This is a genomic window from Roseivirga seohaensis subsp. aquiponti (assembly GCF_001267955.1).
Lineage (GTDB): Bacteria > Bacteroidota > Bacteroidia > Cytophagales > Cyclobacteriaceae > Roseivirga > Roseivirga seohaensis.
This window is the reverse complement of the sequence record NZ_JSVA01000020.1, coordinates 16,168-37,603: the sequence shown is the minus strand read 5'-3', so window position 1 is coordinate 37,603 and position 21,436 is coordinate 16,168. Positions and strand designations below refer to the sequence as shown.

Annotated in this window: 16 protein-coding genes; 11 read left to right on the top strand and 5 right to left on the bottom strand. The window is 40.1% G+C overall.

Annotated features, from left to right (window positions below):
• Window positions 1-76: 76 nt before the first annotated feature.
• A complete protein-coding gene (locus OB69_RS16515) occupies window positions 77-598 on the bottom strand; it encodes a DUF4924 family protein (protein ID WP_053224864.1) in 522 nt (173 codons plus the stop codon).
• Between the two features lie 74 nt (window positions 599-672).
• Here OB69_RS16515 and lepA point away from each other — a divergent pair, with 74 nt between their 5' ends.
• From lepA to OB69_RS16480, 7 genes are all read left to right on the top strand, one after another.
• On the top strand, window positions 673-2,460 hold the full coding sequence (gene lepA / locus OB69_RS16510) for a translation elongation factor 4 (protein WP_053224863.1): 1,788 nt from the start codon (window positions 673-675) through the stop codon (window positions 2,458-2,460).
• Between the two features lie 10 nt (window positions 2,461-2,470).
• A complete protein-coding gene (gene folD, locus OB69_RS16505) occupies window positions 2,471-3,352 on the top strand; it encodes a bifunctional methylenetetrahydrofolate dehydrogenase/methenyltetrahydrofolate cyclohydrolase FolD (protein ID WP_053224862.1) in 882 nt (293 codons plus the stop codon).
• A gap of 89 nt (window positions 3,353-3,441) precedes the next feature.
• On the top strand, window positions 3,442-4,059 hold the full coding sequence (locus tag OB69_RS16500) for a 7-carboxy-7-deazaguanine synthase QueE (protein WP_053224861.1): 618 nt from the start codon (window positions 3,442-3,444) through the stop codon (window positions 4,057-4,059).
• A gap of 9 nt (window positions 4,060-4,068) precedes the next feature.
• On the top strand, window positions 4,069-5,949 hold the full coding sequence (locus OB69_RS16495) for an OmpA family protein (protein ID WP_053224860.1): 1,881 nt from the start codon (window positions 4,069-4,071) through the stop codon (window positions 5,947-5,949).
• An 81-nt stretch (window positions 5,950-6,030) separates the two neighbouring features.
• The gene (locus OB69_RS16490) at window positions 6,031-7,245 is read left to right on the top strand and encodes an NAD(P)-dependent oxidoreductase (protein WP_053224859.1); all 1,215 of its coding nucleotides are present in this window, start codon (window positions 6,031-6,033) and stop codon (window positions 7,243-7,245) included.
• Window positions 7,235-7,900, top strand: coding sequence for a deoxyribose-phosphate aldolase (deoC, locus tag OB69_RS16485; RefSeq protein ID WP_053224858.1), 666 nt, complete (start codon window positions 7,235-7,237; stop codon window positions 7,898-7,900). Before OB69_RS16490 ends, deoC begins: the two co-directional genes overlap by 11 nt.
• Window positions 7,881-8,150: an acylphosphatase gene (locus tag OB69_RS16480; protein WP_053224857.1), complete on the top strand. Its 270-nt coding sequence runs from the start codon at window positions 7,881-7,883 to the stop codon at window positions 8,148-8,150. The genes deoC and OB69_RS16480 overlap by 20 nt, the downstream gene beginning before the upstream one ends.
• Window positions 8,151-8,278: 128 nt before the next feature.
• Here the strand turns inward: OB69_RS16480 and OB69_RS16475 are convergent, their stop codons facing one another.
• From OB69_RS16475 to OB69_RS16460, 4 genes are all read right to left on the bottom strand, one after another.
• On the bottom strand, window positions 8,279-8,659 hold the full coding sequence (locus OB69_RS16475; protein WP_053224856.1) for a hypothetical protein: 381 nt from the start codon (window positions 8,657-8,659) through the stop codon (window positions 8,279-8,281).
• Between the two features lie 171 nt (window positions 8,660-8,830).
• Window positions 8,831-9,520, bottom strand: a complete 690-nt coding sequence (locus tag OB69_RS16470) for a coiled-coil domain-containing protein (protein WP_157608613.1) — start codon at window positions 9,518-9,520, stop codon at window positions 8,831-8,833.
• Window positions 9,521-9,893: 373 nt separating this feature from the next.
• On the bottom strand, window positions 9,894-10,403 hold the full coding sequence (locus OB69_RS16465; RefSeq protein WP_071426809.1) for a hypothetical protein: 510 nt from the start codon (window positions 10,401-10,403) through the stop codon (window positions 9,894-9,896).
• A gap of 107 nt (window positions 10,404-10,510) precedes the next feature.
• Window positions 10,511-13,075, bottom strand: coding sequence for a M14 family metallopeptidase (locus OB69_RS16460; RefSeq protein WP_053224853.1), 2,565 nt, complete (start codon window positions 13,073-13,075; stop codon window positions 10,511-10,513).
• A 460-nt stretch (window positions 13,076-13,535) separates the two neighbouring features.
• Here OB69_RS16460 and OB69_RS16455 point away from each other — a divergent pair, with 460 nt between their 5' ends.
• The 4 genes from OB69_RS16455 to OB69_RS16440 all read left to right on the top strand — a co-directional run bounded on the left by OB69_RS16455 (window position 13,536) and on the right by OB69_RS16440 (window position 21,434).
• Window positions 13,536-16,256: a TonB-dependent receptor gene (locus OB69_RS16455; protein ID WP_053224852.1), complete on the top strand. Its 2,721-nt coding sequence runs from the start codon at window positions 13,536-13,538 to the stop codon at window positions 16,254-16,256.
• Between the two features lie 216 nt (window positions 16,257-16,472).
• On the top strand, window positions 16,473-17,261 hold the full coding sequence (locus OB69_RS16450; protein ID WP_053224851.1) for an alpha/beta fold hydrolase: 789 nt from the start codon (window positions 16,473-16,475) through the stop codon (window positions 17,259-17,261).
• A gap of 12 nt (window positions 17,262-17,273) precedes the next feature.
• A complete protein-coding gene (locus OB69_RS16445; RefSeq protein WP_053224850.1) occupies window positions 17,274-18,359 on the top strand; it encodes an efflux RND transporter periplasmic adaptor subunit in 1,086 nt (361 codons plus the stop codon).
• A gap of 3 nt (window positions 18,360-18,362) precedes the next feature.
• A complete protein-coding gene (locus OB69_RS16440) occupies window positions 18,363-21,434 on the top strand; it encodes an efflux RND transporter permease subunit (protein WP_053224849.1) in 3,072 nt (1,023 codons plus the stop codon).
• Window positions 21,435-21,436: the final 2 nt, after the last annotated feature.

Here is a 21,436-nt window from a genome sequence, read left to right as displayed (position 1 = left end):
GATTCCTGATTCCTGATTCCTGATCTCCTGATTTCCGATCAACTGATTCCCTCTTCCCCTCATAACTAATAACTAATCAACTCTTAACCTTCACCGACAGGTAAGACAGTACATTCCCAAAGTGATCAAGCTGTGCTAAGGTGTCGTCTAGAATTTCTTTTCCATTCATTCTGGCAATCAGTAAACCCAAAATGCCATTAAGGCAAGCTTGAATGGGGTCGTTGATTAAACCATTGGACTCAACAATAGAGGCACGAATAGCAGGACGCGCACGATTGAAAATTGCGCGGTAGTTTTCGTCATTTACCTGAAGTTGCAGACTGAGGTCAGAAAGGCGTTTAACTTCCTCCTGAACAAAGCTCAGGTGGCCTTCGCGCTCTAGTTCTTCCTCCTTCATTTGAGCAATAATGCCCTTGTACCATTCGGTCAATTCCGCTTTTCCTTCCGCATTTAAGCTTTCTTCAGGAATATTCTTTACCACATGGTTCTCAATTTTTTGAATATCGAATTCAAAATTTCGAACCAACATTTCGGTTTGGTACATGTAAACGATGTATTCCGATAGGTTCTGTCTCTTTTTCTTGTCTGCCAATAACATAGTGCAAAATTAATGGTTATCCCCACAAAGCAAATGCATCATAATTTTCTATTTTTGCACTTCTTTAAAAAACTATGGAGAGAATCAGGAATTTCTGTATTATCGCACACATCGACCACGGTAAGAGTACTTTGGCCGATCGTCTACTTCAGTTCACTGGAACTGTTGGCGATCGCGACATGCAGAATCAGTTGTTGGACAACATGGACTTGGAACGTGAACGTGGTATTACTATCAAGAGTCACGCTATCCAAATGAAATATATGCATAAAGGCGAGGAATATACCCTCAACCTTATCGACACCCCCGGACACGTGGATTTTTCATATGAAGTATCTCGATCAATTGCTGCCTGCGAAGGCGCATTGCTTATTGTAGATGCTTCTCAGGGTGTGGAGGCGCAAACCATTTCTAACCTTTATTTGGCTTTGAATCACGACCTGGAGATTATTCCAGTGCTCAATAAAATAGATTTACCAGGCGCCATGCCTGAAGAAATGACAGATCAGGTGGTAGAGCTAATCGGCTGCGACCCTGAAGACGTTATCAGAGCAAGTGGAAAAGAAGGTTTGGGTATCGAAGATATTCTAACAGCCATTTGCGAGAAAATTCCAGCACCAAAGGGTGACCCTTCAGCGCCTTTAAGAGCGATGATCTTCGATTCAGTGTTCAACTCTTTTAGGGGTATCGAAGTAATTTTCCGTGTGTTTGATGGTACCATCAAAAAGGGAGATAAGATTAAATTCGTAAATACGGATAGGGTTTATAATGCAGATGAAATTGGTATTTTGAAGCTGAAACAACAACCCGAAAAAGAAATTAGCGCAGGAAACGTGGGCTACCTCATTTCTGGAATTAAAGTGGCCAAAGAGGTGAAAGTGGGTGACACCATTACACACCCAGATCGTCCAACCACCAATATTATTAAAGGTTTTGAAGATGTAAAGCCAATGGTTTTTGCAGGTATTTACCCTGTAGAAACTTCTGAATTCGAAGAATTGAGGGCTTCTATGGAGAAACTTCAATTGAATGATGCTTCCTTAGTTTGGGAACCTGAAACTTCTGCCGCTTTGGGCTTTGGCTTCCGTTGTGGTTTCTTGGGCATGCTTCACCTAGAAATTATTCAGGAAAGGCTAGAGCGTGAATTTGACATGACGGTAATTACTACCGTTCCTTCGGTTCAGTTTCATGCGGTAAGAACAGATGGATCTATTCTTAAAATTAATGCTCCGTCTGAAATGCCTGACCCTTCTTCTATTTCGCATTTAGAAGAGCCATTTATTCGCGCTCAAATTATTTCTAAGTCGGAGTATGTAGGCGGAATTATTGGCCTGTGTATGGATAAGCGTGGAATCATTAAAAACCAAGTTTACCTCACAAGCGACAGGGTAGAACTAACTTTCGAAATGCCTTTGGCCGAAATCGTTTTCGATTTCTTTGATAAGCTAAAGACTATCTCTCGAGGTTATGCATCGCTCGATTATGAGTTGATTGGCTTCCGTCAGTCTACCATGGTAAAATTAGATATTCAATTGAATGGTGAAAAAGTAGATGCACTTTCGGCCATTGTTCACCGCGATAAAGCCTACGAATGGGGAAAGAGGCTGTGCGAGAAATTGCAGGAGCTTATTCCACGTCAAATGTTTGAAATCGCAATTCAGGCTTCGATTGGGACGAAAATTATTGCCAGAGAAACTGTAAAAGCTTTGCGTAAAAACGTTTTGGCGAAATGTTACGGTGGTGATATTTCCAGAAAGCGTAAGCTTTTAGAAAAGCAGAAAAAAGGTAAGAAAAGAATGCGCCAGGTAGGTAATGTGGAAATTCCGCAAGAAGCCTTTATGGCGGTTCTTAAGTTAGATTAAAGCATAAACAATGGCATATCAATTATTGGATGGAAAAGGCACAGCTCAATCCATAAAAGATGAGTTGAAAAATAAAGTAGCACAGATAAAAGCTGAAGGAGGAAAAACCCCTCATTTGGCAGCTGTTTTGGTGGGTAATGATGGCGCAAGTCAAACCTATGTGAACGCCAAAGTAAAAGCCTGCGAGCAAATTGGCTTTGGCTCTACCTTGATTCATCTACCTGAAGAAACTTCTGAAGTTGAGGTGTTGGCCACTGTTCAAAAATTGAATGAAGACCCTGAAATTGATGGCTTTATCGTTCAAGTGCCGCTTCCAAAACAAATTGATGAGCAAAAAGTAGTGGAGGCCATTCTTCCAAATAAAGATGTAGACGGATTCCACCCAGTGAATTTGGGTAAAATGCTTTTAGGATTGCCTACACTTTTACCTGCTACGCCAAAAGGAATGATGCTTTTGCTAGAGCGCAATGGTATTGAAACTTCTGGTAAACATTGTGTGGTTATTGGTCGAAGCAATACTGTGGGTACACCTATCAGCGTATTGATGTCCAGAAACGGCAACCCGGGAAATGCAACGGTAACCCTTTGTCACAGCCGAACCAAAAACTTAGCTGAAATCACTAAGCAAGCCGATATTCTTATCGTTGCTATTGGTAAGGAAGGTTTTGTTTCTGCCGATATGGTAAAAGAAGGTGCAACTGTAATTGATGTTGGAATCCATAGAGTTCCGTCTGATCAAACCAAGTCGGGTTTTAAATTAAAGGGCGATGTAAAGTTTGATGAAGTAGCACCAAAGTGTGAGTTCATTACGCCTGTACCGGGTGGTGTTGGTCCAATGACGATCGCGTCATTACTTTGGAACACTTACCTTACTTCACAGAAATTAGTTTAACAGCTTCAATGTCATCCTGTCCCGAGTGTTCGAGATCAGGATCCGTAAAATAGTCTCGCAGTTTCAACACCCTGCTTTAAAAAATTGAAATGTCAAAAACGATGAAAACCACACAGCTTCCTGTAATGGAAGCTTTTTATACCATTCAAGGAGAAGGTCACTTCTCCGGAAATTCAGCATATTTTATTCGATTGGGCGGCTGCGATGTCGGTTGCGTTTGGTGCGATGTGAAAGATTCTTGGGATGCCAGCCAATGGCCAAAAGAATCTGTGGAGGAAATCGTTGCTAAAGCTTCGGCACATCCGGGTCGTTTGGCCGTAGTGACGGGCGGAGAGCCTTTAATGTACGATATGACCGAACTGACGAACCAACTTCATGCGGCTGGTTTTCAAACGAATATTGAAACTTCTGGTGCGCACCCGCTTTCGGGCAATTGGGATTGGCTGTGTTTTTCGCCCAAGAAATTTAAAGCTCCAAAAGAAGAGTTTTATGCTGCTGCCGATGAGCTCAAAGTCATTATTTACAATAAGAGCGACTTTAAATGGGCCGAAGCACATGCTGCAAAAATGAGTGAAAATAGTTTGCTATACATGCAGCCAGAATGGGATCAGTCGGAAAAAATGCTGCCCGAAATTATTGAGTATGTAAAAAATAACCCCAAGTGGAAAATATCCTTACAAACTCATAAGTTTATGAATATACCGTAGTTTAGCTATTTGAGGTTTTTCATTACCATATCCCTTCTCTTTTGTGTTCTTCTGGCCAGCGGCCAAGAAGTAGATAAACTTCATACCCGAAATAAGAAGGCGATTGAGCTTTACAAAGAGGCACAATCGCTCGATCACGTTGGCAATTACTACAAGTCATATAACCTTTTGCTCGAAGCCTTAAAGCGTGATGATAGTTTTGACGAAGCCATTTTGCTGACGCATCAGATTTTGATCAAGAGGGGAGAGCTTGAAAAAGCGCTTCAACTGTACGATGAATATGTGGAAGAGGTGGATCAACAGTTCAAAAACAGAATGCTGGCCGATGCCGCTTATGCCTTATTTTCTGAAGGAAAATATGAGCAAGCCAAAAACCTGAAAGATCAAATCGAAGGGCGTGTTTTGGGCTTAGATGCTGCATTGTTTGAAATCGTTACTTCCTCCATTGATTATGCCCTTGAAGGAAGCGCTAACCCACGAAATATTGACTTTGAAAAACTTCCAGCCCCACTCAATAATCGATCGCAACAGTATTTTCCTTCCATTACGGCTTCGGGTCTTTTGGTTTACACCGTTCGTTATAATCAGGGCAGAGGTGATGAAAACCTATTCTTTAGCCAGAAGGATGGTGAAGCTTGGAGCCAACCGCTAGAGATTTCTGAAAAAATTAATACCGATAGAAACGAAGGAACGGCCTCTATTTCGGCTGACGGAAATACTTTGGTGTACACTGGTTGTAACGCGCCAGACGGCCTTGGAAGTTGCGATTTGTACATCAGCTATAGAGAAGGAAGTGATTGGTCGAAGCCCAGAAATTTAGGGGAGGCAGTGAACACAATTCATTGGGAATCTCAGCCTTCGCTTTCTCAAGATGGGCGTGAACTCTACTTTGTCAGTGCCCGGCCTAATGGTGAAGGCGGACAAGACATTTATAAATCAACAAAACAGAATGGGAAATGGATGGAGGCCGTGAATTTAGGGCCAAGCATCAACACGCGTTTCGATGATTGCTCTCCGTACATTCATCCCAATGGGGTTAATTTATTCTTTGCCTCACGCGGCAGATTGGGCTTTGGAGGCTATGATTTATACGAAACAGAACAGCTTGGCCAAGGCGAATGGTCGGAACCAAAAAACTTGGGCTACCCGATCAACAATCACAGAAATCAGGTGGGTTATACCATCAGCATTGACGGCTGGGCCTATTACAGCGACAACCATTTCGATGGTTCTTCGAGCTTGTATCGGTTTAAATTGCCAGACGATTTAATTCCTAAACAGTTGGTAGATTACAAGCAAGGATTGGTGCTCAGTGCTGCCGATAGCACTCCACTTTTCTCTGAAATCTATGTAGCCGATATCGCCAAAGATTCCATTCGTTCACGCACTTATTCCGATTTTGAAAGTGGTCGTTTTAACTTGGTTTTACCGCAAGTAGAAGGCGCCAACCTGTATGTGAAAAAGAAAGGTTATTTACTTTATAAGGAAGAGGTTGATGCTTTATGGAGGAATGGGAATGAAACCACCACCATTTATCTTCAGCCTGTCAAGAAAGGTGAGAAGGTGATTTTGAATGATATTCTATTCGAATTGAATAGTGCCGAACTCAGCAAAAAGGCCACCAAGGAACTGGATATTGTGGTTGATTTTATCAAAGACAATCCCGAACTGTTAATCGAGATTGGCGGCCATACCGATACTACAGGAGAAGAAGACTATAACTTGAATTTGTCTACCGAAAGGGCAAAATCAGTGCTCAATTACTTTGTCAACAAAGGCTTGCCAAAAGAGACTTTTGTTTATAAAGGCTATGGTGAAACTATGCCGATTGAAGAAGGCATTTCTCCCAAAAACAGAAGAATCGAAGTGTCTATTCTAGACATTAAGTAGTTCAGGCTGAGTAAGCGACTTTTCGTAAAATAAGTCCGCCATTTACTATTTTGAACCTTCAGCTTATTATTAACTTTGAACATGCAAGAATTGAAAATCGGAATCATTAAGGAAGGTAAAGTGCCAGTAGACAGGCGCGTACCGGTTACCCCAACTCAAGTTGAAACGCTGTTGAATACTTATGATAATGTGACTGTACATTGTCAGCGAAGCGATATTCGTTGTTTCGAAGATTCGGAATATCAACAAGCAGGAGCCATTTTGGTGGATGATGTTTCTGATTGCGATATTATTTTGGGTGTAAAAGAAGTGCCCATTAATATGTTGGCCGATGGAAAAACCCATTTCTTTTTCTCGCATACCATAAAAAAGCAAGAGTATAATCGAAGCTTGCTTCAAACCATTCTTGAAAAACAAATCCGATTGGTTGACTGGGAATGCCTGACCAACCTGCAACATCAAAGGTTAATCGCTTTTGGTCGTTACGCGGGTATTGTTGGGGCTTATAACGGAATTATGACTTACGGAAAACGCTATAATCTTTTCCACTTGCGTCCTGCCAACGAATGCTTCGATATGGAAGACATGCAGAAGGAATACAGCAAGGTAAAACTGCCAGCCATTAAAATTGCGCTTACTGGTGGTGGCCGTGTTTCTAAAGGTGCTATGGAAGTGCTTACTGGTATGAAAATCAGAAAAGTGAGTCCTGTTGAATTCTTGACCGAATACTTCAATGAGCCTGTATATACCCAACTCAATACCAGAGATTATAACCAGCGCATTGGTGGCGGCTCTTTCAGCAGAGATGAATTCTATCAGAATCCAGCGAATTACGAATCGAGCTTTGGGCAGTATGCTAAAAAAGCCGATGTACTGATTGCTGGCGCTTTTTGGGACCCAAAAGCCCCTGTACTTTTTACAAAGGAAGATGCCAACAGAAGCGAATTTAAGATTCGTGTAATTGCAGATATTACCTGTGATATCGAAGGTTCAATTCCTTCTACCATTCGCCCAAGTACAATTGATGACCCTGTTTACGATTATAATCCAAGCGATAATAAGGAAGAATCTGCTTTTGCCGATGAGGGAAATATTACTGTGATGGCGGTGGATAACTTGCCTTGCGAATTGCCTAGAAATGCTTCTGAAGATTTTGGGAAGGAATTTCTCAAACACATTTTGCCAAACCTTGTGGGCGAAGATAAAGATAGAATTATTGAAAGGGCTACCATTTGCCAGAATGGTAAACTGATGCCCGATTACGCTTACCTCCAAGATTTTGTAGATGGACATTAATCATTACCTAGAGCACACCAATCTTAAGCCAATCATTACTGCAAACGACATTGATCGTTTGGTGGCGGAAGCCAAAAATCATCAGTTGTTTGGGATTTGTGTTCCTCCGTTTTGGGTGAAGAAAGCTGCTAGAGAAATTGGTACTGCCGACATTCAGTTGGTGACGGTGATTGGCTTTCCTTTGGGTTACCAAATGACGGAAGCCAAAGTAACCGAAATTGAAAAAGCCATTGAAAACGGTGCCAATGAACTGGATATCGTAATGAACATTTCGGCTTTCAAAACAGGGTTGCCTTGGACGAAAATTGAACTGGCCAAATGCGCTAAAATTATTCATGAGGCCGATTGCCTGATGAAGGTGATTATTGAAACGGCTTACTTAACCGAGGAAGAAATTGTATTGGCCTCTAAACTTTGTGCCGATGCTGGAACCGACTTTGTAAAAACCTCTACGGGTTTTTCAGGCGCAGGCGCAAAGGTAGAACACATTGAACTGATGCGTAAAAGTTTGCCCTCAAACGTAGGCTTAAAAGCTTCTGGCGGCATTAAAACCTTGGCAGACGCTCAAGCCCTCATCAATGCCGGAGCCGATAGACTTGGTGTTTCCTCCGCAGTTTCGATTATGGAAGAGTATTATGCAAGCGAAAAGAATTAAGGTAACAGGTAAGGTTCAAGGTGTTTATTTTAGGGCTTCAACCCAAGAGCAAGCAAGGCGGCTTGGTATCAAAGGTTGGTGTAAGAATGAACCAGACGGATCTGTTTTAATTATAGCCGAGAGTTCTGAAGAAAACTTGAATGCTTTGGTGAACTGGTGCCATCATGGACCATCCAATGCCAGCGTTGAAAAAGTGCTTGTGGAAAATATTGAAGTGAGTGGATTTGAGGGCTTTGAAATAAAGCGATAAACCTTCTCCGCTCACTGGTCGTGGCGTCTCGCTGCGACTCTTTGGTAGATTCAACCCTATTGTTCTGTTAAAAGCCCAGTTAAGGTCATTGTTGAAGCAAGCGCCTGTTGCTGTCATGGGGAGTTTAATCACTCCTCAATAACTATTTCACCTGTAGAGTTCCAACCGTTCATCTTGATGTCTAATTTCTGTATGATTGATTTAGCCCAAGCTCTAGCCAAAATCCAATCTTCTGAGTTATCAAAGTCGTATTCATTCCAGTATTTGGCGTCAATACCATCTAAGAATTGATGAAATTTCTGTAGCTCTTTTTCTTGATCTTCATCTATCCAATTATTTTCTCTATAGAAGTTCAAACTCTTTTGTCTTAAGCCATCAGCTATAGACGATTCTAGTTCATCCAGTACTTCGAAAACAGATGATTCTAAATGCTGCAGATCTTCATACATTGAAGAGATAACGAATAATGTATTGTATAAATTAATCCAAATACTGGTTTCCTTTTTCATTTTAATATTCACCTTTAAACCCAAATCTAGTCCTTCTTACCCCTACCCACTAGCCGTATCGTCTCGCTGTGACTCGTTGAATTCAAACTCTTTTGTCTAGCGTTTAGGCAAACGTCAGTTAAGGTGTTGTGCAAGTGAATGCCAAAGGGAATTGCACGTTGTTACATACGGTCATTTATCCTTAAACTTCACCAATTCAGGTCTTATCACAATTGTTTCCTTTTTTCGAGGAAATCTGCCGTGTTCAAAAGTCAGTTCAACACTAATGTCTTTCTCTTTCAATGATATTAAATCAACATCATAAAAGTCAGAAACCACAAATGTCTTATTCTCATAACCCAACTCTGTTGGTTGAATTAGTATATGTATATCAGTTTTGGAGTTTTCTGTTCCTAGAGGCAAACGTTGTCCGTTATAAAAAGTCATTACTCTAACATAAAAATTGTCTCCATATTCTGATTCAACTTGGTCAAAATCTCGAAGAATTGATTCAAATTCTGAATCTGTGGTCTGTGTGATTTCTGATGTATGTTTATAGACAAAAAAATTATCAGAGATATCTAGAGTGTCTGTAAAATCCTTTTTATCAATTAATTTTTGTTCTCCACTTTTTAATCTTTCAGCAACGTTTATCTCAGAGCCTGAGCTTTCAACAAAAAGATAATAGTCTGATGATTGCTGATTTGCTTGGTGTGACTTTATTTCTCTTTCTAGTTGCTTAATTTGGTTTTGCAATTCAACGACTTGCTTTTGTTTATCAGCAAGTTCTTCGCTCATTTTCTCCAATTCCGATGAAGTTTGCTCTGAATTACAACTTGTGATTAAAGTCAATGTTAATATGAGTAATGCAATGCTTTTCATGATTGTAGTAAACATTATATATGCACCATATTGGTGGCGTATGTATCCCATGTAATTTATGAAAACTTCGATATAGAATGCATATAATAATGTCTATGAAGTTGGTTGGTGGTTTATATTTTCAATACTTTACAGAGGTATAAACCGTTAAAATGGTTCTGAGCGAGCACTCCAAAAACATAGCCCACGGTTTAAACCGTGGGCTATGTGTGAAAATATTTATCCGTAATGGTTTTAACCATTTTCCGCCAGAAGGAGGTATTAAATCCTCTATGAAATTCAAACTCAGGGCACTAGTCGTTGCGTCTCGCTGCGACTATTTGCTGTATCGTAACAAATGATTTTGAGGGATTGGAAACAAAGCGATAAGTCTTTACGCGCTTTTACTCTCGTATTTTTGAATGCCTTTGTATTTGTAGATTTTAAGGCCGAAGTGTTCGTAGATACAAACCTTCATTCTGTTTTGGGCCAGTTCTAACCTTCGCTCTGGCGAATGTAAGACAGTCAGCTCTAAACCAGCTAAAATAAAGTTTTTCTTAAGGTATAGTTCAGTCAAATAAGCCTGAAAGCCCGCTTTCCAATCGTCCGAATATTTGTCGTAATGGCTTCTTCCGTCAAACAGTAACTCTAACTGATTTCCTTCAGCCTGATAGCGGTAAATACCAGCTAAGTTGGCGTATAATTCATCAAAAAAGGAAAGGTCGGAGGGTTCAAAATTTTCTACTTTTTCAGAGAGGTCGTCTATCAGCCTTAGGGGATTAAACAAGTTGAAATAACCTTGTTTAATCTGAGTCACAAGTTCTACCTGAAGGCTATGCATCATGTCTTCTTGTACCTGTTTAAGGATGTAGTTTTTGTCGAGAAGAAAAAGTCTCTGGTTCAAAGGGAGTAATTTTGACAAAAATAATACTTTTTCTAAAATGATTGTCGGAAAACTTAAATAAGGTGGCTTTGTTGAGGCCACCTTATTTAAGTAGTATGCTGGGTTAATTATTTTGCCGCAGATGAGTTTACGATTCTACCAAAGAAAATAGCGTTCATCATCAGTTTGTTTGTGCCATACCAAAAAGCCCTGAAATTCGGGTTGTCTACCAATGATACAATTCGCCCTTGACCAAAAGCGCCTACTCTAATGGTAGAAGTGCCTTTTAAAGCTTCAAGATTTGGCTTGTTAATCCAGCCACTACGTAGCGGGTCTTCCGTATATAACCCAGGATTTGAAAATTTATCTTCAGACGCCTCAATCATTAGGTTACCTCTTCGCATGGTGGGGAGTTCCTTATTGTAATAACCATAAGCCATTGGGTGCGATAATTCGAGTTCGCTCATGTAAACCCCTCCAGGGATAGATTGCCCACGTTGAAAGTTGGAGATTTGATCGTAAGTGATTTTTTCTCCTGTGTATTGTTCTACGTCTACAAATTTGAGTTGCGTCAGTTTGTTTCTGGCTGCCCATGCAGTGGAACTACTGTTACTGGCAACTAATGTGCCTCCATTTCTGATCCATTGTTTGAGGTTTTCCATGCCTGATTCAGATAAATTAACCCCTCCTGTAATCACAATCGTATTGTAACGGTTGATGGCCGAAGAACCAAGTCTGTCGGCAGGTAATTTGGTAACCCTCATGTTCATTCGGGTGTCTAATAAGTGCCAAATCTCACCAGCATCAGCACTGCTTCCTGACTCTACTACTAGCGCTACTTCTGGCTTATCTATATTTATAAAAGCATTGCTACCTAATGAAACACCTTCTGTGAGCCCGGTATTCATGGCATAAACGTCAATGCCATCTGTATTGGCAATGGTTTGCATTTCGATATATAGCTCGCTTGCAGAAAGTTTTTGGTTGCTTACGGGCACTAAAATGGTTCCATAGTCAAAATTTAGATCTTTGCCATCGCCAAATTTGCTGGTGGCTACTTTAATTCTAATCCCTTTTTCCAGTAAACGGTTGGCTGCTCGCGGGGCATAATAACCATGCCACTCAAAAGCATAGGCATAATTGCTTTGTCCGCCAATAACGCTTCCCTTAGGGAACTGAGGCTTCATTACTTTATCGCCCAATTGGTTTCGGCCATAATCTCGGCTGCTCAGCTCGCTATACTCAAGGTCAAAAGCGAGCGGGTACGTCCACCCAGAAATATCATAAAAGAGGCTATCTTCAAAAGTGGTTCTTTTTTCAAACATGCCTTTAATTAGCTTGTAATTGCGCTGTTTTAAAGGAATGATGTAACTGTTTTCTGGCGTGTATTCTTCATTGTTGAATTTTAATTTTCTGGATGGTCTATAAAAATCAACTTCTTGCTGGTCTAATATATCCGCCAAATGGTACGACCGTGCAGGATCTTTTTCTGCCTTGAAAATGTATGCTTTAATGTCATCATTATCGGCATCTCGCAACACACGTTTATAGAAATCTCTTTGATAATCAAGAAGCTCCACGCGCATGTCTACTGCGGCTTTCCAGGTGGAAAGTGCAGTGGTGAACTGGTTTTTTATGGTGAAAGGGAATTCCAAAATGCCATTGTCACTTTCTTGAGCATGGCCTCTAGAGCTTGCTTGCTCAAACAAAATACCTATTCCCCCATTGATGTCAGGAAAAGTTGAGCCTTTTCCGTAATAGAAGTCATCATAACCCTCTTTGGTAAAATAGAGGGAGCCAATATTATCTAAAGCCTCAGCATGAAACTGGCCAATTTTCTCAGTCAATTCTTGATTTCCTTTTGGAGTAAGCGGGTGTGTTCTGGCGGGAACACCCGGCTGGAAAAAAAATGTAGAATTGGTTCCCATTTCATGATGATCTGTGAATACGTTAGGTTTCCAAAGATGATATTTTGCGACTCTGTTTTGCGACTCGGGTTGTTGTACCGGAAGCCAGTCGCGGTTCAGGTCGAACCAATAGTGGTTGGTTCTAGCGCCTGGCCAAACCTCGTTGTATTCCCTGTCATTTGGGTCGGGATTAATGTTTTTTGATTTATGAGTGTTAGCCCAAGTGGAAAATCGGTTTAGTCCATCGGGGTTAAGCGAAGGGTCCAGAAGAACTACGGTATTTCTAAGGGCATTTTCAATTTCTGGGCCTTGCGCTGCTGCCATATAATAGGCCACTAGCATAGCCGCATTAGAACCAGAAGACTCATTTCCATGAATACTGAAGCCCATAGAAATAACAGCGGGCATTTTTTTGATATCGAACTTGTCCGATTCGTTTGGGTAGGTAAGCCACACATGGTCTGTTCTTATTTTTTCTATCCCTGCCTGATTATTAGGATGGGTTATAGTAAGCATTAACTGCGGACGCCCCTCGTGTGTAAGTCCAATTTCTTCAATAGTAATTCGGTCTGAAGCTTCAGCGAGGGTACGCATGTATAACACCAGTTTATCATGAGTTATATGCCATTCTCCTACCTCATGCCCAATTACAGATTTAGGCGTAGGAATGTTCTGGTTATAAATAACATTGGCAGGTAAATAATAACTTAAATCCTTTTGTGCATTAGCAGAAAAAGAAAGGCTCAGTAAGGCCAACAGGGAAAATAGAGGAGCAAAAACCTTCATAATTCACTTTGTAGTGTCATTTTAATCGAATATAGTGATCGGATTGTGGAAGAAAAAATAGACCAATCTTTTTTAGTTTCTTTCTGCTAGTACGCTTCATTTTTTTGAACGGTTATAAATAATTATGAAAGGAAAATTTACTTTACATTTTTTAACATTTAACTTTGTATCGCAAAACAATAAAGTATGGTTTTGGATCCTGATTTATCAAATGCAGATTTTGGTGTTTTGTATAGAATAAATGGTTGGTGTAAAAGCTTTTAACCTTATTTTGTTTGGTGAAACTGCTTAAAGGTAGAATCTAAAAATGAATATTAAGTTAACGTTAAGTATGGTTGTCATTCATAGCGAAACGTTAACATTTGTTAAAAAGCCGCAGCGTTTCTAATATGTTACTTTTGCCTTGAAAAACAAGTACGATTTCTAATATCTAATCTAATCTATATTTAAAATTTCGTTTATGAGACAATTTTTACTAAGTGTGGTGCTTATACTGGCATCTCAAGCAGCATTCGCTCAGATAACCGGAAAGGTTATTGACGCGGAATCTAAAGACCCATTACAGGGTGCTACAATAGTTATTAAGGGGACTCAAACAGGAACTATTTCTGGTTTTGATGGCTCTTTTAAATTACAAGGTGCTAAGGCAGGAGAAACCTTACAGATATCATTTATTGGCTTTGAGACCATGGAAATGGTAGCAGCAGAAGGAATGGTAGTAGCGCTTGTTCCTAAAGCTAACCTTTTAGGTGAAATTGTTATTACTTCTAACGTGATTGACGTTGCGAAAGAAAGAGAAACACCTGTAGCAATTACTACTATTGCTCCTTCTGAAATTACTTTGAAGGTAGGTAACATGGAGTTTCCTGAGATTATGAACAGAACTCCAGGTGTATATACTACAAAAGAAGGTGGAGGATACGGTGACTCAAGATTGTCTTTGAGAGGTTTTACTCAAAGCAATACTTCTTTCTTGATCAACGGTCAACCAGTAAACGACATGGAGAATGGTTGGGTTTATTGGAGTAACTGGCAAGGAATGACTGACGTTGCTTCAGGTATCCAAATCCAAAGAGGTCTTGGTGCTTCAAGATTAGCTGTTCCATCTGTAGGAGGAACGGTTTCTATCTTCACTAAAGCTGCTGAAGTTGAAGAAGGAGGAACGCTTACACAAGGTATTGGTAATGATGGTTATGTAAAAACTTCAGTGTCTTACAACACTGGTAAAAATGATAGAGGATGGGCAAGCTCATTCTTATTGAGCAGATGGTCTGGTAACGGTTATGTGAACGGAACTTCTGGTGAAGGTTGGAATTACTTTGCAGCTGTTGGTTATGCTCCAGAAGGATCTAATCATGCCCTTAACCTTTCAGTTTTAGGAGCTGGTCAGTGGCACAACCAAAGAAGCAGCTGGGTGTCTATCCGTGATTACATCAATTTTGGTGAGTCAGGTGTTGACAGAAAATGGAATACTGATGCTGGTGAGCTAGGTGGTGAAGAATTCAACATGAGAAGAAACTTCTACAACAAACCATTAGCAACTTTTAACTGGGATTGGGAGATTTCTAATGACGTAAAATTAGCAACATCACTTTATGGTTCTGCCGGTAGAGGTGGAGGAACAGGCCCAAGAGGTAATAACTTCCGTAACTCAGATATCGACTTATACCCTTTCAATATTGATTTAACCAAACATTTACTCGAAGATGGCAAAGGTGCTGCTTCAAGAAACCCTGACGGTTCTATCGACTTTGATAACGTTATCGCAGTAAATAGAGGAACAACATCTCCATATACAGGTTCAATCTCTGGTTTCCAAGGTCAGTTAATTGGTTCTAATGGTTTTAGAAATGATGGAGTAAATAGAGCTGTACTAGTAAGAAGAGCTTCAATGAACTCACATAACTGGGTAGGTGGTATTTCTACTTTAGATATAACAAAAGACAAATGGAGATATTCTGTAGGTGTTGATTTAAGAAGTTACACTGGTTTCCATTACAGAGCTTTAGAAAACCTAATGGGACTTGATGGATATTACTCAACTGGTAACGCCAACTCTGCTGGTCAAATCCAAAACGTAACTATCTCTGCTTCTCCGTTTAGAAACACTGGTTTAGAAAGAGAGAAAATAGATTACTTCAACACTGGTATTGTTGGATGGCAAGGTGTTAACGGTTTGATCGAGTATAACAATGAGTCTTCTGTTACTGCTGTATTACAAGCAGGTTACTCAAACCAATCATTCAAAAGAGAAGATTTCTTTGATCAACCAGCAAACCCAATTTCTGAAAAGAAAAACATTGGTGGTGGATATGTTAAAGGTGGTGCGAACTACAACCTTGATGAAAGATCTAACTTCTTCTTTAATGCAGGTTATATCTCTAGACAACCATTGTTCGATGCAGTGTTCCCTGGTTTTGCTAATGACGTAAATACTGATCTTCAAAATGAGGAGATTACTTCTCTTGAGTTGGGTTATGGTTTTGTGAATAATAACTTGAAAGTTAATGTTAACGCTTATTCTACTAACTGGGGTAACAGATTCATTTCACAAGGAGTGACTCTTCCAGGTGGTATTGACGGAACTGCTCAATTCAAAGATGTTGATGTTCGTCACATGGGTCTAGAGTTAGAAGTAGACTACAGATATAACAGCCAATTGAAATTCAAAGGTATGGTGTCTGCAGGTGATTGGAAATACACAAAAGATTTTAACGCTACAGTATTCAACGATCAAAACCAGTCAGTTGGTAACGCTACACTTTATGTTAAAGATGCTAAAGTTGGTGATGCTGCTCAGTTTACTTCATACTTCGAGGCTGAATACAAAATTGGGAAATTGAACTTTGATTTAGCTTACCGTTTTGTTGATGGTCTTTATGCTGACTACTCAATTAACAATACTGACTTCTTACAGCCGAACAACAAAGGAGCACTTAAGTTGCCTTCTTACGGATTAGTAGATTTAGGTAGTACAGTAAGATTCGACTTGTTAGGTAACTCATCTTCTTTCAGAGTAAACGTTAACAACTTATTCAACACACTTTACATCTCTGAATCAAACACTAACATTCATAGAGCTAACGAATCTGCTCCTGCATGGAAAGGAATCGACTACGCAAACTCAGTATGGTTTGGTTTCGGAACAACTTGGAATGCTACTTTGAGAATTAACTTCTAAGAGTAAATTTCTAACAATATTAAAGAAGCCATCTTGGGGTAACCTAAGATGGCTTTTTTGTTTACTGAAAATGGTAGTGTTTGCTCTCTTATTCGATAAAAGTAACCGGCCTAAAGATGCTTTAAACTGGTTATTTTAGGTTTGAACCTTTAAGTTTTTCAAACGGTTAAACAAAAATTAAACCTTTAAGTTAGTTTTGCCTCTAACTGCGAAGCCTTGCTATATTATAAAACATATCGAAATAATCAATCTGATGAATGGGTAGCTTTTATCCATGGTGCCGGGGGAAGTTCTTCCATTTGGTTTCGTCAGATAAAAAGCTTTAAAAGCGAATTTAATGTACTCTTAATCGATTTAAGGGGGCATGGTAAATCTCAAGAAGCTTTTCAGCGCTACTTTACCAACGACCACAACTTTGAGAATATTAGTAAAGATATTATTGAAGTATTAGATCACCTCAAGATCAAAAGCGCCCACTTTGTGGGTATATCACTAGGTACAATAATTATTCGAACACTTTGCGAGATTGCTCCCGAGCGAGTGAAGTCTCTTGTTTTAGGAGGGGCTGTTACTCGTTTAAATGTTAGGTCTAAATTTTTGGTGGGGGTAGGCAACGCACTAAAAAGGTTTGTGCCTTTTATTTGGCTCTACAAACTTTTTGCTTGGATTATAATGCCAAGAAAGCGAAATGCTGAATCGAGAGATTTGTTTATTGGTCAGGCCAAAAGACTGTGTCAGCATGAATTTATGAAATGGTTTAAGTTGACAAATAACATTAATCCATTACTAAAATATTTTAACGAGAAGGAAACAATAGCCCCAACCCTATATTTAATGGGTGATGAAGACTATATGTTCCTTCCACAAGTGCTCAAGTTAGTTTCACATCATAAAAATGCGTGGTTAAATATATTGAATAACTGCGGCCATGTATGCAACGTTGAGCAACCCGATGAATTTAACAAGCTTTCAATAGCATTTATAAGAACACATTCCTTATCCTAACTATTTATTACAATGAGTAAAACATCAAGAATAATTCTAGTCTTGATAATCATTTTGGCGGTTGCAGCATGGGCGGTATACCCTCGATTTGATGAAATTACTGGCAGTAGCGCAAATACCGAAGCCTCAGCGCAAAACACGTCAAGGGCTAAATCGGCACTTCCAGTGAGTGGTGTAGTGGTTACACCAAAGCTTTTAGAAAATAAAATTAAGGTTACAGGGTCAATTTTGCCTAACGAATCTATTGAACTTAAAAGTGAAGTTTCGGGCTTAGTCACCAAGGTTCATTTTAAGGAAGGCCAAAAGGTAAAAAAGGGCACCTTACTAGTGAGTCTGAAAGACGATGAACTTCAAGCGCAATTAGAAAAACTACGTTTTAGTAAAAAGTTGGCCGTAGACAGTGAAAATAGGCAAAAGCTGCTACTCGACAAAGAAGCCATTAGCCAAGAGGAATACGATATTTCATTAACCAATCTAAATACACTCGAAGCCGACATTAAAGTGATAGAAGCACAATTGGCGAAAACATCTATTGTTGCTCCTTTTGACGGAATATTAGGTTTAAGAGAAATCAGTGAGGGTGCCTATATTACGAATAGCACTATTATTACCAATTTTTACAGTATCGATCCTGTTAAGGTTGACTTTGCCATACCTGGGAAATACGCCTCTATTGTAAGTGTGGGCGATGTAATCCAATTTGAAACCGAAACATCAACAGAAATTTTTAAAGGGACAGTTTACGCTTTCGAACCGCAAATCGATCAGAACACCCGAACCCTAAGAATGAGGGCTATTTCCAGTAATGAAGATGGAAAGCTTTTACCAGGACAGTTTGCTAAAATTGAACTGATTATGTCGTCTGTAAATGACGCTCTAATGGTTCCTGCAATTTCCGTAATTCCTGAATTGAATGGCCACATGCTATTTGTAGCTAAGGGAGGAAAAGCACAGTCGGTGCCAGTGAAAATTGGCCTTAGAACTGAAAGTTCTGTACAGATTCTAGAAGGACTAAGCCCACAGGATACGGTAATCACCTCTGGATTATTAGAGATAAGACAAGGCTCCTCGATTTCTATTTCATCTTTAACTCAATAAAGCATGTCTAGTTTATCAACCATCAGTATCAAGCGCCCCGTACTTGCCATGGTGATGAATATCATCATCGTGATTTTTGGGGTAATTGGTTTTAGTTACCTCGGAGTACGTGAGTTTCCTAGTGTGGATCCTCCTGTAATTTCCGTTTCTACGAGTTATGCTGGCGCCAATGCTCAAATTATTGAAGCTCAAATTACCGAGCCAATTGAAGAAGCGCTCAACAGTATTGCGGGTATTAAAACCCTAACTTCAACAAGCCGTGATGGTGGAAGTTCAATTTCTGCTGAATTCGATTTAGGTGTTGATTTAGAAGCTGCAACCAACGATGTAAGGGATAAAGTAGCTGGAGTAGTAAGGCGATTGCCTCCCGATGTAGAGCCGCCAACGGTACGAAAAGCCGATGCAGATGCCAGCCCAATTATCTTTTTGAATATATCGAGTAAAGAGAGAAATCTGCTCGACCTTACACTTCTGGCAGAAAACATTTTTAAAGAACGAGTTCAGACCATTCAGGGTATTAGCTCAGTTCAGGTTTGGGGCTCAAAGCGCTATTCAATGCGCTTATGGATGGATCCAGATAAATTGGCCGCCTACCAACTTACGCCATTAGATGTTCAAAATGCCGTAGGCCGTGATAACGTTGAGTTACCCTCAGGCGCGGTGGAAGGAAATAGTACCGAAATTGCAGTTCGAACCATCGGTAGAATTAACTCTCCTGAGGAATTTAATAACCTAATCGTAAAAGAAGAAGGCGGAACCATTGTTCGATTTAGAGATATTGGCCGGGCTGAACTTGCCCCAGAAAATGATAGAACAATTCTGAAAAGAAATGGTGTGCCAATGGTGGGTATTGCAGTAGTAACCCAGCCGGGCTCTAATAGTATCGAGATTGCAGATAACTTTTACGAGAGAATTGAATTGATAAAGAAAGACCTTCCTGCAGATATTGAACTAGGGATAGGTTTTGACAATACCGAATATATCCGAGAGTCGATTAGCGAAGTACAGCAAACCATTATTGTTGCCTTTGCACTGGTGGTGGTTATTATCTTCCTCTTTTTACGAGATTGGAGAACAACCTTGATTCCTGTATTGACCATCCCAATTTCATTGATTGGTGCCTTTTTCGTAATGTACATTTTTGGTTTCTCCATTAACGTTCTTACCCTTTTAGGAATCGTTTTGGCCATTGGATTGGTGGTAGATGATACCATTGTGGTGCTTGAAAATATCTACTCCAAAATTGAAGGAGGAATGGAGCCTGAAGAGGCTGGTATTAAAGGAACGAACGAGATTTTCTTTGCTGTAATTTCTACTACCGTGGCTTTGGTAGCGGTGTTTATGCCTGTGATTTTCCTTCAAGGCCTCACTGGTCGACTCTTTAGAGAATTTGGACTGGTAGTGGCAGGGGCAGTGGTAATTTCGTCATTTGTGGCGCTCACGCTTACTCCAATGATGAGTTCTAAGCTTCTGAGAAAATCAGAGAAAAAGAACTGGTTCTACCGTAAAACCGAGCCATTCTTTGTAAGTCTCAACCGAGCTTACAATAATTCACTGGATGGCTTTATGAATATGAGGTGGATGGCATTCGTAATTATTTTGCTCTCTGCAGGAATGATTGTTTTCTTTTTGTCTGGAAATAGGATACCAGAAGAGATTGCACCTTTAGAAGATAGAAGCTCGTTAAGTGCCAATGCAACAGGACCAGAAGGAGCCACTTTTGAGTACATGGATAGGTATGTTGACAGCATTATCAGTGCTGTAGACAAACATATTCCAGAAAAGGAAGCCTTAATTACGATTACTTCGCCTGGTTTTGGAAACAGCTCTATGAACTCTGCTAGAATTACCATTATGCTGAAAGATCCTTCGGAACGAGAAAGGAGTCAGCAGCAAATTATGGATGACTTTACTCCAATTTTAGCACAATATACCGAGGCCCGAACTTCACTTTCTCAGCCAGCGACTATCGGTGGTAGAAGAAGTAGTGGATTCCCTGTACAGTACGTAATACAAGCTCCAAATTTGGAAAAGCTGAAGGAAGTACTGCCAGAATTTATGGCCAAAGCGCAAGATTCTCCAGAGTTTACTTTTGTGAACTTGAATTTGAAATTCACTAAACCAGAAATCACTATCGAAATTGATAGAGAAAAGGCTCGAACGCTAGGGATTTCGGTAAGAGATGTGGCTCAAACTTTACAGTTAGGTTTGGCAGGCCAAAGGTTTGGTTTCTTTATTTTAGACGGAAAGCAATATCAAATTATTGGGCAAGTAGATAGAGACAACCGAAACGATCCTTTAGATTTAAAGGCATTGTACGTTAGGTCATCTGATGGAAGATTGATTCAGTTGGATAACCTTGTAAGCCTTGAAGAAAATAGTTCGCCACCGCAACTATATCGTTTCAATAGATTTGCTGCAGCAACAATCTCGGCCAGTTTGGCGCCAAAGGTAACCACAGGGCAAGGAATTGACGTAATGGATGCCATTGCTAAGGAGGTATTAGATGAATCTTTTACTACAGATTTGGCAGGAACATCTCGTGAATTTAGAGATAGCGCCAACAGCCTTTACTTTGCATTCGGATTTGCCTTGATTTTGATTTACTTGGTATTGTCTGCTCAGTTCGAAAGCTTTGTGGACCCTCTGATCATCATGTTTACGGTGCCTCTCGCTTTAGCTGGAGCCTTGCTTGTAATCTGGAGGTACGAAGAGTCACTAAACATCTTTAGCCAAATTGGTATCATTATGTTGGTAGGGCTCGTGTCTAAAAACGGAATCCTGATTGTAGAATTTGCCAATCAAAGAAAAGCCGATGGATTAAGTGTTCGTGATGCTGTTTTGGATGCCGCAAAATCACGTTTCCGACCTATTTTGATGACTTCTCTTTCTACCATTTTAGGAATTTTACCAATAGCTCTAGCGCTTGGCGCTGGTGCCGAAAGTAGGGTTTCTATGGGCGTGGCCATTGTTGGTGGGTTGATTTTCTCTACGGTATTAACACTCTATGTGATTCCAGCGATCTATACCTATTTCACCAGTAAAAAAAGTAGACTTTCAAGAACGACTGCCTGATT